This window comes from Porcipelethomonas ammoniilytica (genome assembly GCF_025567485.1).
GTDB lineage: Bacteria > Bacillota > Clostridia > Oscillospirales > Ruminococcaceae > Porcipelethomonas > Porcipelethomonas ammoniilytica.
Map to the genome: position 1 here is coordinate 37,849 of NZ_JAOQKH010000012.1, position 15,106 is coordinate 52,954.

13 protein-coding genes and 1 tRNA gene are annotated in these 15,106 nt (G+C 36.7%); all 14 read left to right on the forward strand.

Translation table 11 applies throughout. The features are described from left to right. Nucleotides 1–6: 6 nt before the first annotated feature. The 14 genes from OCV67_RS09675 (at nt 7) to OCV67_RS09740 (ending at nt 14,628) form a co-directional block, all read left to right on the forward strand. The gene (locus tag OCV67_RS09675; RefSeq protein ID WP_147643780.1) at nt 7–1,011 is read left to right on the forward strand and encodes a cell division protein FtsQ/DivIB; all 1,005 of its coding nucleotides are present in this window, start codon (nt 7–9) and stop codon (nt 1,009–1,011) included. 150 nt (nt 1,012–1,161) lie between these two features. Further along, complete coding sequence (gene ftsZ / locus OCV67_RS09680) at nt 1,162–2,247, forward strand: cell division protein FtsZ (RefSeq protein WP_147643781.1); 1,086 nt, start codon at nt 1,162–1,164, stop codon at nt 2,245–2,247. 66 nt (nt 2,248–2,313) lie between these two features. After that, nucleotides 2,314–2,871: a FumA C-terminus/TtdB family hydratase beta subunit gene (locus tag OCV67_RS09685; RefSeq protein ID WP_147643782.1), complete on the forward strand. Its 558-nt coding sequence runs from the start codon at nt 2,314–2,316 to the stop codon at nt 2,869–2,871. 427 nt (nt 2,872–3,298) lie between these two features. Further along, nucleotides 3,299–3,577, forward strand: coding sequence for a zinc-ribbon domain containing protein (locus tag OCV67_RS09690; RefSeq protein WP_147643783.1), 279 nt, complete (start codon nt 3,299–3,301; stop codon nt 3,575–3,577). Nucleotides 3,578–3,694: 117 nt separating this feature from the next. Beyond that, entirely contained in the window at nt 3,695–3,901 is a 207-nt protein-coding gene (locus OCV67_RS09695) for a DUF1858 domain-containing protein (protein WP_147643784.1), read from the forward strand. Between the two features lie 51 nt (nt 3,902–3,952). Next, nucleotides 3,953–5,410 carry a Nif3-like dinuclear metal center hexameric protein gene (locus OCV67_RS09700; protein WP_147643785.1) on the forward strand — a complete coding sequence of 486 codons (1,458 nt, stop codon included), beginning with the start codon at nt 3,953–3,955 and terminating at the stop codon, nt 5,408–5,410. Next, a complete protein-coding gene (locus tag OCV67_RS09705; protein ID WP_147643786.1) occupies nt 5,400–6,239 on the forward strand; it encodes a putative RNA methyltransferase in 840 nt (279 codons plus the stop codon). Before OCV67_RS09700 ends, OCV67_RS09705 begins: the two co-directional genes overlap by 11 nt. Further along, nucleotides 6,239–7,990, forward strand: coding sequence for an Rqc2 family fibronectin-binding protein (locus OCV67_RS09710; RefSeq protein ID WP_147643787.1), 1,752 nt, complete (start codon nt 6,239–6,241; stop codon nt 7,988–7,990). The genes OCV67_RS09705 and OCV67_RS09710 overlap by 1 nt, the downstream gene beginning before the upstream one ends. Then, complete coding sequence (locus tag OCV67_RS09715; RefSeq protein WP_147643788.1) at nt 7,987–8,496, forward strand: DNA-3-methyladenine glycosylase; 510 nt, start codon at nt 7,987–7,989, stop codon at nt 8,494–8,496. Before OCV67_RS09710 ends, OCV67_RS09715 begins: the two co-directional genes overlap by 4 nt. Before the next feature lie 218 nt (nt 8,497–8,714). Continuing rightward, nucleotides 8,715–11,333 (forward strand): valine--tRNA ligase, encoded by a 2,619-nt coding sequence (locus OCV67_RS09720; RefSeq protein WP_147643797.1) that lies wholly within the window; start codon nt 8,715–8,717, stop codon nt 11,331–11,333. A gap of 63 nt (nt 11,334–11,396) precedes the next feature. After that, on the forward strand, nt 11,397–12,059 hold the full coding sequence (locus OCV67_RS09725; RefSeq protein ID WP_147643789.1) for an HAD family hydrolase: 663 nt from the start codon (nt 11,397–11,399) through the stop codon (nt 12,057–12,059). 171 nt (nt 12,060–12,230) lie between these two features. Next, the gene (gene hpf / locus OCV67_RS09730; protein WP_147643790.1) at nt 12,231–12,758 is read left to right on the forward strand and encodes a ribosome hibernation-promoting factor, HPF/YfiA family; all 528 of its coding nucleotides are present in this window, start codon (nt 12,231–12,233) and stop codon (nt 12,756–12,758) included. 238 nt (nt 12,759–12,996) lie between these two features. After that, on the forward strand, nt 12,997–14,418 hold the full coding sequence (locus OCV67_RS09735; protein WP_147643791.1) for an LCP family protein: 1,422 nt from the start codon (nt 12,997–12,999) through the stop codon (nt 14,416–14,418). A 134-nt stretch (nt 14,419–14,552) separates the two neighbouring features. Further along, nucleotides 14,553–14,628, forward strand: a tRNA-Lys gene (locus OCV67_RS09740). Nucleotides 14,629–15,106: the final 478 nt, after the last annotated feature.

The window sequence follows — 15,106 nt, forward strand, 5'->3', positions numbered from 1 at the left end:
TGTTAAATGAGGGACGTTGTTAAAACTAATGTGAAGAGAAATCAAAACAGCAAGCGAGCCAGAAGAAGACGGAGAAATGTGCCTCTGTATTGCTTTTTGGTTATTATTCTGGTTTTGGGAATAGGAATACTTCTTTCTGTAACGCTGTTTTTTAATATTAATAAAATAGATGTAAAAGGAGATGTTGATTATTCAAGTGAAGAAATAATCAGAATTTCCGGAATCGGTAATGGCGACAATATGGTCAGACTGGACTCAAAAAAAGCAGCAGACAATATACTTAACAGTATGATTTATATTGAAGACGTAAATATTGATAAAAAATATCCCGATACTCTTGAAATAAATGTAACCAAATGCGTTGCAGCTGCAAATATACAGCTTGGCGATAAGTATATTATTGTTTCCCAAAAAGGTAAAATACTGGAAAAAGCAGACAGCAACCAGAGTGATCTTATAACAGTAACTGGTTTTGAGCCGTCATCTGAAATTCTTGGAACATATATTGAATCCAGTGATGAACAGAAAACAGAAATTTACTTTGAAATTTTTAATTATATAGCGGAAAATGATAATAAAATTGTAAGTATTGATATGACTGACAAATATGATATAAAAGTCAACTATGATAACAGGATAAACTTTGAATTGGGGAATTCTAACGATGTCACTTATAAATTAAAATTGGCAGAAACAGTATTTAATGACTTGGGTGATGATAAAAAGGGCACTATGGAAATGATTGGAAGTAATCAGATTTCATTCAGAAGCGATACAGCCAGCGACAAAAATACTTCGTCCGGAAACAGTATGACTAAAATTCCGATAGAGGACGAAAGTACCCCTGAAAGTACTGAAGAATCTTCACAGGACGATTATGAAGATGGTTATGAAAACTCATATAATGACGAAAATAATGATATTTATCAGGAAGATTACGAATATGAGGAAAACGGCGGATATGCAGATAATAACGAGGATTATTATCCACCGGAAGATTATGTCGAATAGATTGAAATATTGATGAATTTTTGAATAAAAAAATTTAAAATAGGTCTTGAAAAATCCCATAAAGTATGTTAATATAATAATATGTATTGTTAATATTAGAAATTATGACTGAAATATCAGGGATGGAAATAAATTTAGGAGGAATTGTAAATGACAGACTTCAATTTTGAGGACGCTTTTGATCCGCAGGTTAGCATTAAGGTAATTGGCGTAGGAGGCGGCGGCGGAAACGCTTTGAATTGTATGGTCGATGCCGGCGTTAAAGATATTGAGTATATTGCCGTAAATACTGACGCGAAAGCACTTAATAGATCTAAGGCAACTACAAAAATTCAGATTGGTACAAAACTTACAAAGGGCAGAGGCGCCGGCAATAGACCGGAAGTCGGTGAACGTTCAGCAGAAGAAAACAGAGATGAAATTCAGCAGTCGCTTAAAGGCGCAGATATGGTGTTTATTACTGCTGGAATGGGCGGCGGTACAGGTACTGGTGCGGCTCCTGTTGTTGCGGAAATTGCTCAGGAAATGGGACTTCTGACAGTTGCTGTTGTTACAAAGCCTTTTGCTTTTGAAAGAGAACAGAAAATGCTTCAGGCTGAAAGAGGTATTGAGGAACTGAAGAAATATGTTGATTCTCTTATTGTTATTCCTAATGAAAAGCTTCTTGACGGACTTGAAAAACAGCCTACAATGATGGAATCTTTCTCTTTGGCTGACGATATTCTTAAAACTGGTGTAAAGAGTATTTCTGATTTAATTACTGAGGATGGATACATAAATCTTGACTTTGCCGATGTATCCACGATTATGAAGGGCGCAGGATATGCGCATATGGCAATTGGTCATGGTTCAGGAAAGGACAAAGCGGCAGAAGCTGCAAAGGCAGTTATTTCCAGTCCGCTGCTTGAAACATCTATTTCCGGCGCAAGACGTCTTCTTATTAATATTACTATGTCCGAAGATATTATGGCGTCTGATGTTGATACAGCTACAAAGATGATTACAGATACAGCTGCTGAAGATGTTGAGTTTATTTTTGGTACAGCATTTAAGGAAGATTTGAATGATGAAATGACAATTACTGTAATCGCAGCTGGATACGGCGATGATGTTGCGACAGCAAGTGAAGATGAAGAAGTAATTCCGATTGATAACCCGCTTATTGACAATCCGGGCGATAAAAAGGATACGACTGAAGACGATCTTGATGAAATTCTCAGAATGCTTGAAAAATAAAAAATTGCAGCCGTTTCAGGCTGCTTTGTTTTGCATAAATATTAAAAAATTATGGGAGAATTAAAAATGTCAGAGCCACGAAAAATAAATGCTTCACAACTGAAAAAATATGCTTCAGAATTAAAATCCGGAGATAAAATACTGCTTACGGGAACTGTTTATACCTCCAGAGACGCAGCGCATAAACGAATTAAAGCGTTAATTGAAAACGGACAAAAACTTCCTTTTGAACTGGAAAACGCCGTAATATACTATGCCGGTCCGACTCCTGCCCCGAAGGGTAAGCCTATCGGTTCATGCGGTCCTACAACGTCCGGAAGAATGGATAAATTTGCTCCTCTTCTGCTTGATTTGGGACTTGGTGGAATGATCGGCAAGGGTGAGCGCAGCAAAGAAGTAAGAGATGCTGTTGTAAGAAATGGTTCTGTATATTTATGTGCTGTTGGCGGCGCAGGCGCTTTGGCGGCACATTGTATAAAAAAATGTGAGGTAATAGCTTTTGAGGACTTGGGCTGTGAATCTGTCAAAAAGCTTTATGTTGAGAATTTTCCGCTGATAGTTGCAAATGATTGCAGCGGAGGAGATATTTTTTCTCAGGGAAGAAAGCAGTTTGAAGAAAAATAATTTGTAATAATTAACAAAAATAAAGTGTAAAATATGGTTGTATTGCTGTTTTCTAGAAGATAATTATTTTTTTTGAAAAATCACTTGACAAAATCATAAATATAGTTTATGATTAATGTAATATAAATTTTGATTAATCTTGAAATTTATTATAGAATGAAACTGTTTTTAAGAAATAATCGTTTGTGTCACCTTACTGCTGATTTCTTTTACTTTAGCTTTATATGTGAAACTCCGGATTGTTTTATTGCATTGCAAATTGTTTTGACGTTTATTTGTTGGAAATTCCGCACTTTAAATTTGTTAAACAAGCAGTATCTAATTCTATTTAAGAGATGACCAGGTAGCTTAATTCCAGAGCGTTGTTTAACAAAGGTGTCGGTGTGAGTCCGTCCGGGGTCCAAAATACTAAAGCGAGGTAAAAAAAATGTACGAAGATAAGACATTGGTTTGTAAGGAATGCGGAGAAGAATTCGTATTTACAGCTGGTGAACAGGAATTTTATGCGGAAAAAGGTTTTGTAAATGAACCTCAGAGATGCAAGTCTTGCAGAGACGCAAGAAAAAATGCTTCCAGGTCAGAAAGAGAAATGTTTACTGCTACTTGCGCATCATGCGGCGGTGAAGCAAAGGTTCCATTCAGACCAAGAGAAGACCGTGCGGTTTATTGCAGCGAATGTTTTGCAAAGATGAAAGAAGAAGCTTAAATTAAGATTCTTAAATGAGTGCAGCCGTATGGTTGCACTTTTATTTTTAATTTTTATGTATAAGTTTTAATGATTATATAATAATATTAAAGCAAATGAAAAACGGAGGGAAATAAAATGGCTTATGAAGTAAATAAAAACACAATTATCGGTGATATTCTTGATCAGGATTTTGACGCAGCACCTTTTTTTCTTGAAATGGGAATGCATTGCTTAGGCTGTCCGGCATCAAGAGGCGAAACTATTGCAGAGGCGTGCGAGGTACACGGTACAGACGCTGACGAGCTAGTTAAAAAGCTTAATGAATATTTTGCAAGTAAATAAAAATAGCGGCGGACTTTTAATGTCCGCTGTTGTTTACTATGGTGAATTAAAATGATTACGATTGATAACAGACTGAAAGTTTGCGCAGATATGGTTTCCGGAAATGGCATTGTATGTGATGTGGGTACAGATCATGCATATCTTCCTGCATATCTTATTGAAAATAATATATGCGATTATGCAATAGCGTCTGATATAAATGAAGGACCTTTGAAATTTGCACAGCAAACTATTATAAAATATCATATTGAAGATAAAATTAGATTATTAAAATCAGACGGATTGAAAAATATTCCAAGTGAAAATGTAAGTGATGTAGTAATTGCCGGTATGGGCGGCGAGACAATTGCTGAAATCATATCTGGCACTCAATGGCTTAAAAGTGGAGTGAATCTTGTACTTCAGCCTATGACACGTGCAGGATACCTGAGAAAATGGCTTTATAATAATGGGTTTGAAATTGCTGAAGAAAAAGCAGTGATTCAGGATCGTTTTATATACACTGCTATTCGTGCGTTTTATTCTGGATATAAATTTAATATTGGAAAAGTGACTGAAATAGCGGGTAGGATAAATATCGAAACTGACGCCGGAATGAAATATTGTCAAAATCAATTATCTAAGATAAATAATATAGCAATGGGATTGTCAAAAGCCGGAAAAACTGAGGACAGTCAAGAATATCAAAGAATTGCGGAGCGTCTGACCATAATGATGGAGGGTAAAATGAACTTGGTTTCTGAAATATATACGTACATAGATTCTTTTGCACCGTTTTCTACTCAGGAGAAATGGGATAATTCAGGACTACTTACTGGCAGTATGAATAAAAAAGTAAGCAAAGTACTTGTAACGCTGGATATTACAAATGAAGTAGCTGACGAAGCAGCTGAAATTGGCGCTGAACTGATAATTGCTCATCATCCGGTTATTTTCAAACCGTTATACAGTCTTTCTGAGAATGAACCGTCATGTAAGCTTTTGAAAAGCGGAATTTCCGCAATTTGTATTCATACGCCTTATGACGTAGCAGAGGGCGGAATGAGTGATATTCTTATGAACCTTGTAGGATTTGAAAAATCTGAGGGAATTCTTGAAATTACAGGACAAAGAAATAAATCTTACGGTTTTGGTACAATAGGTGTAGCTTCTCAGGAATATCAAGTTGATGAGCTTGCTAAGAAGTTAAAAAATGTCCTTGGTTGTACGGTAGTAAGATATACCGATGGAGGAAAACCTATAAAAAAAGCAGCATTCTGTACAGGCAGCGGTGGCAATTTGATTGAAGCGGCTTTGAATCAAGGTGCAGATGCATATATAACCTCGGAGGTTAAGCATGATCAGTGGCTGCTTGCAAAGCAAAGAGGCATTTCTGTGTTTGATTGCGGTCATTTCCATACTGAAAATATTGGTATGATAAGGCTTTGTAAGATGCTTGCGGCTGATTTTTCCAATATTGAATTTGTTATGTCAGAAGTTAATAAGGATCCGGTAAAATATGTGTTGTAAAAAAAGTTTGTTTGCTTGTCCCGTATGCGGTAACGCTTTGATGATCAATGGAAAAAGCTATAAATGTATCAATAATCATTCTTTTGACGCCGCTAAAAGCGGATATGTAAATTTGCTGACATCTGACAGAATGAACGCTAAAAACCCAGGTGATAACAAGCTCATGGTTAAATCCAGAAGTGATTTTCTGAATAAGGGTTACTATGGTCATTTGCTTGAAAAATTGTGTGATTCGGTTAATGAGGTTATATCTGAAAATGATGTCATATTAGATGCGGGATGCGGCGAGGGCTATTATACCTCGGGAATATATAATTATCTCCGTGGCAAGGGAATAACTGTGAAGACTGCCGGAATTGATATTTCCAAATATGCAGTTGATAAGGCGGCTAAAAGATGTCATGATATTGAGTATGCTGTGGGAAGTATTTTTCACATTCCCGTTTCGGATTCATCATGCGATATTTTACTGAATGTTTTTGCACCATTTTGTTGTGATGAATTTGTTCGTGTTATCAATGACGTAGGATATATGATAATGATAATTCCCGGAAGAAAACATTTGTGGGAACTGAAAAGCATTGTATACGAAAAACCATATGAAAATAATCCTAAGTCAGAGTATATTGAGGGATTTAAATTCTTGAAAAGATATAATGTGCAAAAAGAAATTGAACTTGAATCCAATGAAGATATTTTAAGCTTGTTTGCAATGACGCCGTATTTTTATAATACACGAACAGAAGATCGCAAAAAGCTTTCTGAATTAAAATTTTTAAAGACTAATACAGAATTTGAAATACTTATTTATAGAAAAGGAGATGTGTAATGGCGCTTGACGGTGCATTTTTATATGCAGTAAAACGGGAATTGAATGTTCTGATCGGAGGAAGAATTGACAAGATTTATCAGCCTTCCCGTGAAGAAATTATTATATCTATGCGCACAAGACAGGGCGGATTTAAACTTTTGATCTCTGCGTCAGCAAGCAGTGCAAGAATCCATATAACACAGATGAGCGTTGATAATCCAATGACTCCTCCTATGTTCTGCATGCTTCTCAGAAAGCATCTGGGAAGCGGAAAACTGACAGCAATACGTCAAGACGGTCTGGAACGAATTATTTATCTGGATTTTGAATGCATTAATGAACTTGGAGATATTGTAACTGTTACCCTGGCATGTGAAATCATGGGTAAGTACTCAAATTTAATTGTTATAAATAATCAAGGGAAAATTATTGACAGTATCAAGCGTGTGGATGGAGATATGTCAAGAGAAAGGATAGTTCTTCCGGGAATGTCTTATGAATTTCCTCCCAGAGATGATAGAATATCATTTGTAGAATCGGATGAGAAAACTATTCGCAGTACTGTCAGCAATCTGAAAAATGCGGAGCTGTCAAAGGCGCTGATAAGTGCGTTTGAGGGTATTTCTCCGGTTCTTGCTAGGGAATGGGCGTATTATGCCGGAAAAGGCAGAGAACTAAATGGCACTGAAATGAGCAGTGATGAAATTGACAGACTTGTTTTTCTAATAATGATGTCAAAAAAAGCACTGATTGGAAATAATTGTTGTTTCACTTCTGTAACCAATAAAGAAGGTTTGCTTAAAGATTTTTCTTTTATCAGGCTTAATCAGTACGGCAATCTTATGATTACAAGGGAACATAGTTCAGCATGTGAGCTGCTGGATTATTTTTATGCACAGCGTGACAGGACTGCAAGACTGAAACAGCGTGCCAACGATCTTTTCAGACTTTTGATGAATACTACAGAACGAATTACTAAGCGTATTGCAAATCAGAAAAATGAACTGAAAGACTGTGAGAAAAAGGAGGACATGAAGCTTAAAGGAGATCTTTTGTCCGCTAATATATATAGATTGCAAAAAGGTGATAAAAAGGCAGTATTAGAAAACTTTTATGACGAATCTTGTCCGCAGATCGAAATCAAGCTTGATTCGAGGCTTACTCCTTCACAGAATGCACAGAAATATTATTCTGAATACCGAAAGTCATTGACTGCTGAAAAAAAGCTTGCAGAACAGATTGCTTTGGGTGAAGAAGAGCTTAAATACATTGACAGCGTTTTTGATTCCCTTACAAGAGCGAATACTGAAAATGAAGTCAATGAGCTGCGTCTGGAGCTTGCAGAGCAGGGATATATACGTGCAGTAAGACTAAAAGGTAAACCTCCTAAAAGCAATCCTCCGTCTGAATATTTGTCAAGTGATGGTTATACTATTCTTTTGGGCAGGAACAATAAGCAAAATGATAAGCTTACTTTGAAAACTGCCGCCAAAACCGATATATGGCTGCATACTCACAATATACCCGGTTCACATGCGATCATAGTAACAAACGGCGAAACTCCTCCGGACAGTACTATTGAAGAGGCGGCGATAATTGCGGCGGTTAACAGTAAGGCAAAGGATTCCTCACAGGTTCCGGTTGATTACTGTCTTGTGAAATTTGTAAAGAAGCCTGTTGGCGCAAAGCCGGGTATGGTGATATTTACAAATAATAAAACTCTGTATGTAACTCCTGATAAGGAGCTTGAAGAAAGGCTGAAAAAATGAAACTCAATACCGAATTTTTCCATAGAGATTGTCTTGATGTAGCGCCTGATTTAGTGGGGAAAGTGATTGTGAGAAAGTTCGAAAACGGCGATTTAGTACGCCTGAGAATAACAGAAACAGAAGCTTATCGGGGTATTGAGGATAAGGCGTGTCATGCGTCAAAGGGAAGAACACCCAGAACAGAACTGCTTTACCGTGAAAGCGGAATAATTTATGTGTATTTATGTTACGGTATCCACTGGCTTATGAATGTTATTACCGGTGAAAAGGAACAGCCTCAGGGAGTTCTTATAAGAGCATGCGAGGGCTTTGAAGGTCCGGCAAGACTTACTAAAAGACTGGTAGTTGATAAAAGCTTTAACGGTGAATCCTTTACAGATAATGAAAGGATCTGGATTGAGGACGATGGTCTGAAACCGAAAATAAGAACAGATAAAAGAGTGGGTATCGACTATGCCGGTGAGGAATGGGCGTCAAAGCCATGGAGATTTATTCTTGACAAATAGAACGGAATAAAGTATAATTATAAATGAATCATGATGAAAGGTGTAAATTTATGGGAATTCATTTTTATAAAAATGAATATATAGTCTATAAAGTCGTGAGTTTCTCATAGGCTTTTGATGTTGTGCGGATTTGTGCCTTAAATGAGATCAACAGCCGAAGCAGTATTTTGTTTTTTCTGCTTTGGCTATTTTTATAAAATATGAACGGAGATGTTATGATGAGTAAAGAACTGGCAAAGTCCTATAATCCAAAGGATTTTGAAGACAGAATTTATAAGTACTGGAATGACAGCGGCTGTTTCAAAGCTGAAATTGATGAAAACAAAAAGCCGTATACTATTGTTATACCGCCGCCGAATATAACAGGTCAGCTGCATATGGGACATGCTCTTGATGAAACATTGCAGGATATACTTATAAGATATAAAAGAATGTCAGGATATTCTGCGCTGTGGCTGCCGGGTACTGACCACGCTTCAATTGCTACTGAAGCTAAAATTGTAGAGGCAATGAAGAAAGACGGCGTGACCAAAGAGGACATTGGCCGTGATGGTTTTATGGAACGTGCTTGGGAATGGAAAAAACAGTATGGGGGAAGAATCGTTGAACAGCTTAAAAAGCTGGGTTCTTCATGCGACTGGTCCAGAGAACGCTTTACTATGGACGAAGGCTGTAATAAGGCTGTAAAGGAAGTTTTTGTAAAGCTTTTTGAAAAAGGTCTTATTTATAGAGGTGAAAGAATCATTAACTGGTGTCCTCACTGCCTTACTTCAATTTCAGACGCCGAAGTTGAGTACGAGGATCAGGCAGGTCATTTCTGGCATCTTAGATATAAGATCAAGGACAGCGACGAATATCTGGAGCTTGCTACAACACGTCCTGAAACGCTTCTGGGCGATACTGCCGTTGCAGTTAATCCTGAGGACGAACGTTACAAGGATTTAGTAGGAAAGACTGTTATTCTGCCGATCGTTCACAGGGAAATTCCTATTGTGGCTGATGATTATGTTGAAATGGATTTTGGTACGGGTGTTGTTAAAATAACTCCTGCCCATGACCCTAACGACTTTGAAGTAGGACTTCGTCATAGCCTTCCTGTTATAAATGTTATGACAGATGACGCAAAAATTACCGATGATTATCCTAAGTATGCCGGAATGGACAGATATGAGGCAAGGAAAGCAATTGTTGCTGATCTTGAATCTGAGGGAGCATTGGTAAAAATTGAAGATTACAGTCATAATGTAGGTACATGCTATCGCTGCGGAACAACTGTTGAACCTAGAGTTTCAAAGCAGTGGTTTGTTAAAATGGAATCTCTTGCAAAACCGGCTATTGACGCAGTTAAAAACGGTGAAACAAAGTTTGTTCCGGAACGTTTTGATAAGATTTATTTCCACTGGCTTGAAAATATCAAAGATTGGTGTATCTCAAGACAGCTTTGGTGGGGTCATCAGATACCCGCATTCTATTGTGATGCATGCGGCGAAATGGTCGTTACAAAGGAAAATAAGGCTGTATGCCCGAAATGCGGTAAAGAAATGCGTCAGGATCCGGATACTCTGGATACATGGTTCTCATCAGCTTTGTGGCCTTTCTCAACTCTTGGCTGGCCTGATAAAACTGATGATCTGAAATATTTCTATCCTACAAATACTCTTGTTACAGGTTATGATATTATTTTCTTCTGGGTCGTTAGAATGATGTTCAGCGGTATTGAGCATATGGGTGAAGTACCGTTTAATACTGTTCTGATACATGGTCTTGTAAGAGATGAGCAGGGAAGAAAAATGTCAAAATCTCTTGGCAACGGTATTGATCCGTTGGAGGTTATCGACAAATACGGTGCAGACGCTCTGAGATTTATGCTGGCAAACGGTAATTCTCCGGGTAATGATATGCGTTATTCCGATGATAAGGTAAAAGCGGCAAGAAATTTTGCTAATAAGCTCTGGAATGCTTCACGTTTTATTATGATGAATCTCCCAGAGGACTTTGAAATTAAGGGACTTCCTGAAAATCTGACTCTTGAGGATAAATGGATCGTCAGCAAATTCAATACTCTTACAAAAGAAGTTAACGAAAATCTGGAAAAATTTGAATTAGGTGTTGCGGCTTCCAAAATCTATGACTTTATCTGGGACATTTACTGTGACTGGTATATTGAACTTACAAAGCCTAGAATTGCTGAGGGCGGAGAAACTAAGGAAACTGCTCAGGCAGTACTAGTATGGGTAATGCAGGGAATGCTGAAGCTTCTGCATCCGTTTATGCCATACATTACCGAGGAAATATGGCAGGTTCTTACCAATGAAAGCGGTTCAATTATGGTGTCTTCATTCCCTGTATATGAAGAAAAATATTCATTTACAAAGGAAGAAGAAGATTTCTCCAAGGTTATTGACGCTATTAAGGCAGTACGAGCAAGAAGAACAGAAATGAATGTTCCTCCGTCAGTAAAGGCAAAAATATTTATTGAAACTCAATATGGAGAATTGTTTAGCAGCTGTGGGCTATTCTTTGAAAAATTGGCTTCCGCTTCTGAAATTGAAGTGGCAGACAAGTATGAAATTGAAGATGCAGTAACCGCTGTAACAGACTGTGCAAGATTGTTTATTCCTCTTGACCAGCTTGTTGATAAGGAAAAAGAAATTGCACGTCTTGAAAAAGAAAAGGCGAAAGTACAGAAGGATATAGATTTCTTAAGTGGTAAGCTGAATAATCAGGGATTTCTCGCAAAAGCTCCGGAAAAGCTGATTGAAGCTGAAAAGGCAAAGCTTGCCAAGGCAGAAGAAAAAATGGCTAAGATTGAGCAATCAATGGCAGGATTAAAATAAAAGATAATAACCCGAGAGAATTATCTCGGGTTATTTATTATAAAAAAAGAAGTGATGATTAAAATGAAAATAAAAGGTGTCATTTTTGATATGGACGGACTCATGCTCGACACAGAAAAGCTGCTTTTGAAATTCTGGATAAAGTCTGCGAATGAGTTTGGTTTCGATATGAAAAGGGAACATGTACTGAGCATTCGCAGTCTTGCAGCGAAATACGCTATACCGAAATTACAAGGAATTTTCGGTGAGAATTTTGATTACTATGCAGTACGTAAACGCCGTATAGAGCTTATGAATAAGTACATAGAAGAAAATGGCGTTGACAAAAAGCCTGGACTTGATAAGCTTCTGGAGTATCTGAAAAAGCATGAATATAAAATTGCAGTTGCTACTGCTACTGATAAACTTCGTGCGGAAAATTATCTGAGATCTGTAGCAGTGCTGGGATATTTTGATATTATGGTTTGTGGACCGATGGTGAAAAACGGTAAGCCAGCACCGGATATTTATCTTAAAGCTTCTGAACTGCTGAACCTTGATCCGTCAGAGTGTCTGGCGCTTGAGGATTCTCCTAACGGAATTTTGTCCGCTTACCGTGCAGGGTGCAGACCTGTTATGATTCCTGATTTGACTCTGCCGGATCATGAAACCTCAAAGCTTTTATATAAAAAATTGGATAGACTTGATTCAGTAATTGATTTACTGGAAAATTCAGATATTAATTAAAGTGAAAATTATGTTATAAAAATAAGAAATGTATTAGTAATGTATAATAAAAACAAATGAAAATAAAAAAAATTATGCATTTTGTTTAAAAAGGACTTGCATTAGTATAAAATTTATGCTATAATAAATTTACAAAATAACCAATGTAAATTGGCTAAGGAGGAATATATCGTGAAAGTAACTATTACAGCAAAAAAAATGCAGGTTCCGCAAAATTTTCCTGAATATGCGGAAAATAAATTAAATTCAAAACTCAGTAAATTTTTTGGAGATGAGGCAGAAGCAAAAATTACTATGTCAGAATATAAGAACCAGATTATTCTGGAGCTTACAGTTAAATATAATAATATGATTTACCGTTCCGAGAGACAGGCAGCTGATAAGAATATTGCACTTGACAGTGTTATTGATATTATTATCAGGCAGATCAGAAAAAATAAAACTAAAATAGAAAAACGTCTTAAGGATACTGCTTTTAAAGAAGCATATTCTGATACTGTTGAAGAACAGGTTGATTATGAAGTAATAAAGCATAAATCTTTTGTTATGCGTCCTATGGATGTAGATGAGGCCATTTTGCAGATGAATATGTTGGGGCATTCTTTCTTTATGTTTTGTAATGCTAAAACAGGCGGTACAAATGTTGTGTATAAACGTGATGACGGTAATTATGCAGTGCTTGAACCTACAACTGAATAAAAAGCAAGGCGTCGGTTTTAACCGGCGCTTTTTATTTTAATTCCGTAAAATTCTTGTTGATTTTTAACGATTTATATGTTAAAATAAAAAAAGTATAATTATGATTTCTGGAGGCGATAAAATGAAAAATAATAAAAGTATAGTTTTCAGAGCAGCAGTACTTATACTTGCGGCAGTAATTATTATTGGTTTTATAATAATGCCGTTTATTGGTTGAAGTTAAATTGGAGGTAGCAAAATGTCCGGAAAAAACAGAGAGGACAAGGATTCTTACGCAAAGGATACACTTGCTTTCAGAGTGCCACTGGAGGCACAGCAAAATAACAGAAATGTCAATAATCCGAATTATCAAAGACAATATCCACAGGGACAGCGTCCGCAGGGGCAGTATTCACAGGGACAGTATTCACAGGGACAGTATCCGCAGGGGCAGTATTCACAGGGACAGTATCCGCAAGGACAGCGTCCGCAGGGACAACGATCTCAAGGGCCGCGTTCTAATCAGATAAATAGGCAGAATACTCAGCAGCACAGTGGACAGCCACGTTCTAATTATCGGCGTAATTCAGGTCATCAAAACAGTAATGTGAATTCCAACAGACAAAAACCACCTGTACAAAAGCGGAATAATACAACCAGAAATAATCAGCAGGTTCGTGCTAATAATGCCCAGCGTCAAAAAGCCGTAAAAGTTAAAAAAACAAAAAGACGGGGAGGATGTCTTACAAAGATCTTGATGTCGATTATCGGCTTGTTTCTTATTTTATTTATTTTGTATTCGATTATTGTTATGACTCTTATTAATAAAGTAAATATTGTTGATGATGGGGAGAGAATAAGTTCCGGTAATTCTTTAATGAGTTCTTCAAATGTTAGAAATATTCTTCTGATTGGCACTGATTCCAGAGGAGAGGACAGGGGACGTTCAGATTCAATGATTCTTCTTTCCATTAACAGTAAAACTAACAAAATAAACATGGTTTCGTTAATGAGGGATACATATGTTCAGGTTCCTGGATATGGCGGTTGCAAGCTTAATGCTGCTTATTCCTACGGCGGGCCTGAGCTTTTGATGGATACAATAGAAGATAATTTTTATATTGAAATTGACGATTATGTAACGGTAAACTTTATATCGTTTGCTAATATTGTGGATGCAGTAGGCGGTGTTGAAATTGAAGTGAATGACAGCGAGGCAGATGCTATAAATGTTTTGCTGGACAGTAAAGAGGGCGTTTCTATGTTTGGACAGCCGGATGAAAATGATTATCTTAACGGCGGCGGAACCTATAAATTGAATGGTAAACAGGCTCTGTGTTATTCAAGACTTAGAAAAGTCGGAAATGCTGATTTTGAAAGAACAGAACGGCAAAGAAAAGTATTAAGCGGTATTTTAAAAAATGCTGCGACTCTGAATCCGCTGAAATTAAGTTCTTTTGCCGGAGAAGCTCTTCCTTCTATGACAACTAATATGAGTAAAGGAAGCATGTACTTACTTTCTCTTAGATTACCGCTTTTATTAGTTGGTTATGATATAGAGCAGATCAGAATACCGGCGGAGGATACTTATTGGGGATCAGATATTGACGGTCAATCGGTCCTTGAAATAGATTATGACGCTAATATTGATATAATAAAAAAAGAATTATATAATGAATAAGATTTTATCCTCTCCGAAAAGTATATTTTTCGGAGAGTATAATTGTTAAATAATAAAAATAATATTTTTTAGAAAAAAATTTCAAAAAAGTGTTGACAAGTAGAGTTTTATGTGATATAATTAATATCGTTGTTGAGATATTAGCTCAGTTGGCAGAGCATACGCCTTTTAAGCGTAGGGTCGAGAGTTCGAATCTCTCATATCTCACCATACAAGAGTGCTAAAATCATCAACTTGCCGTTGCATTTATATTGCATTGATAACGGAGTTTATCTCCGCAGGCAATTGATGATTGATGTACTTGTTAATTACAGTTAAATCATTGCCTGTAATTTATTATTTAATTTTCTTTGAAAAAGCAATAAGCCCATCAGAGTTCATGCGAATCTGACAGGCTTAAGATCTATTTCAAGCACACATGTACGTGTGCTAAAATAGCATTCTCACTAAGTCAATCAGATAGTTTGAGTATCTGTTTGATTAAGGAACATGTTCCGTCGCCAAACGGTTCATATTCTGTGGGGGTGCTTTTTCTGTTTTGTATTTTAACATAAAGGAAATATTTTGTCAAGTATTATTTAAAAAAATTTTTTAATGCCAATTTTGGGAATTTGAAAGAATCGGGATTTTTAATCTCGGTTCTTTATTTTTTACCTTGTCAAAAAAATTTTTTTGGACATATTTTCAG

What these genes read in the sequence shown, in the direction of transcription:
- OCV67_RS09705 (WP_147643786.1), top strand. Translation starts at nt 5,400, where the DNA reads ATGTGTTGTAAAAAAAGTTTGTTTGCTTGTCCCGTATGCGGTAACGCT.
- OCV67_RS09720 (WP_147643797.1), top strand. Translation starts at nt 8,715, where the DNA reads ATGAGTAAAGAACTGGCAAAGTCCTATAATCCAAAGGATTTTGAAGAC.
- OCV67_RS09715 (WP_147643788.1), top strand. Translation starts at nt 7,987, where the DNA reads ATGAAACTCAATACCGAATTTTTCCATAGAGATTGTCTTGATGTAGCG.
- OCV67_RS09725 (WP_147643789.1), top strand. Translation starts at nt 11,397, where the DNA reads ATGAAAATAAAAGGTGTCATTTTTGATATGGACGGACTCATGCTCGAC.
- OCV67_RS09735 (WP_147643791.1), top strand. Translation starts at nt 12,997, where the DNA reads ATGTCCGGAAAAAACAGAGAGGACAAGGATTCTTACGCAAAGGATACA.
- ftsZ (WP_147643781.1), top strand. Translation starts at nt 1,162, where the DNA reads ATGACAGACTTCAATTTTGAGGACGCTTTTGATCCGCAGGTTAGCATT.
- OCV67_RS09690 (WP_147643783.1), top strand. Translation starts at nt 3,299, where the DNA reads ATGTACGAAGATAAGACATTGGTTTGTAAGGAATGCGGAGAAGAATTC.
- OCV67_RS09695 (WP_147643784.1), top strand. Translation starts at nt 3,695, where the DNA reads ATGGCTTATGAAGTAAATAAAAACACAATTATCGGTGATATTCTTGAT.
- OCV67_RS09710 (WP_147643787.1), top strand. Translation starts at nt 6,239, where the DNA reads ATGGCGCTTGACGGTGCATTTTTATATGCAGTAAAACGGGAATTGAAT.
- OCV67_RS09700 (WP_147643785.1), top strand. Translation starts at nt 3,953, where the DNA reads ATGATTACGATTGATAACAGACTGAAAGTTTGCGCAGATATGGTTTCC.
- OCV67_RS09685 (WP_147643782.1), top strand. Translation starts at nt 2,314, where the DNA reads ATGTCAGAGCCACGAAAAATAAATGCTTCACAACTGAAAAAATATGCT.
- OCV67_RS09675 (WP_147643780.1), top strand. Translation starts at nt 7, where the DNA reads ATGAGGGACGTTGTTAAAACTAATGTGAAGAGAAATCAAAACAGCAAG.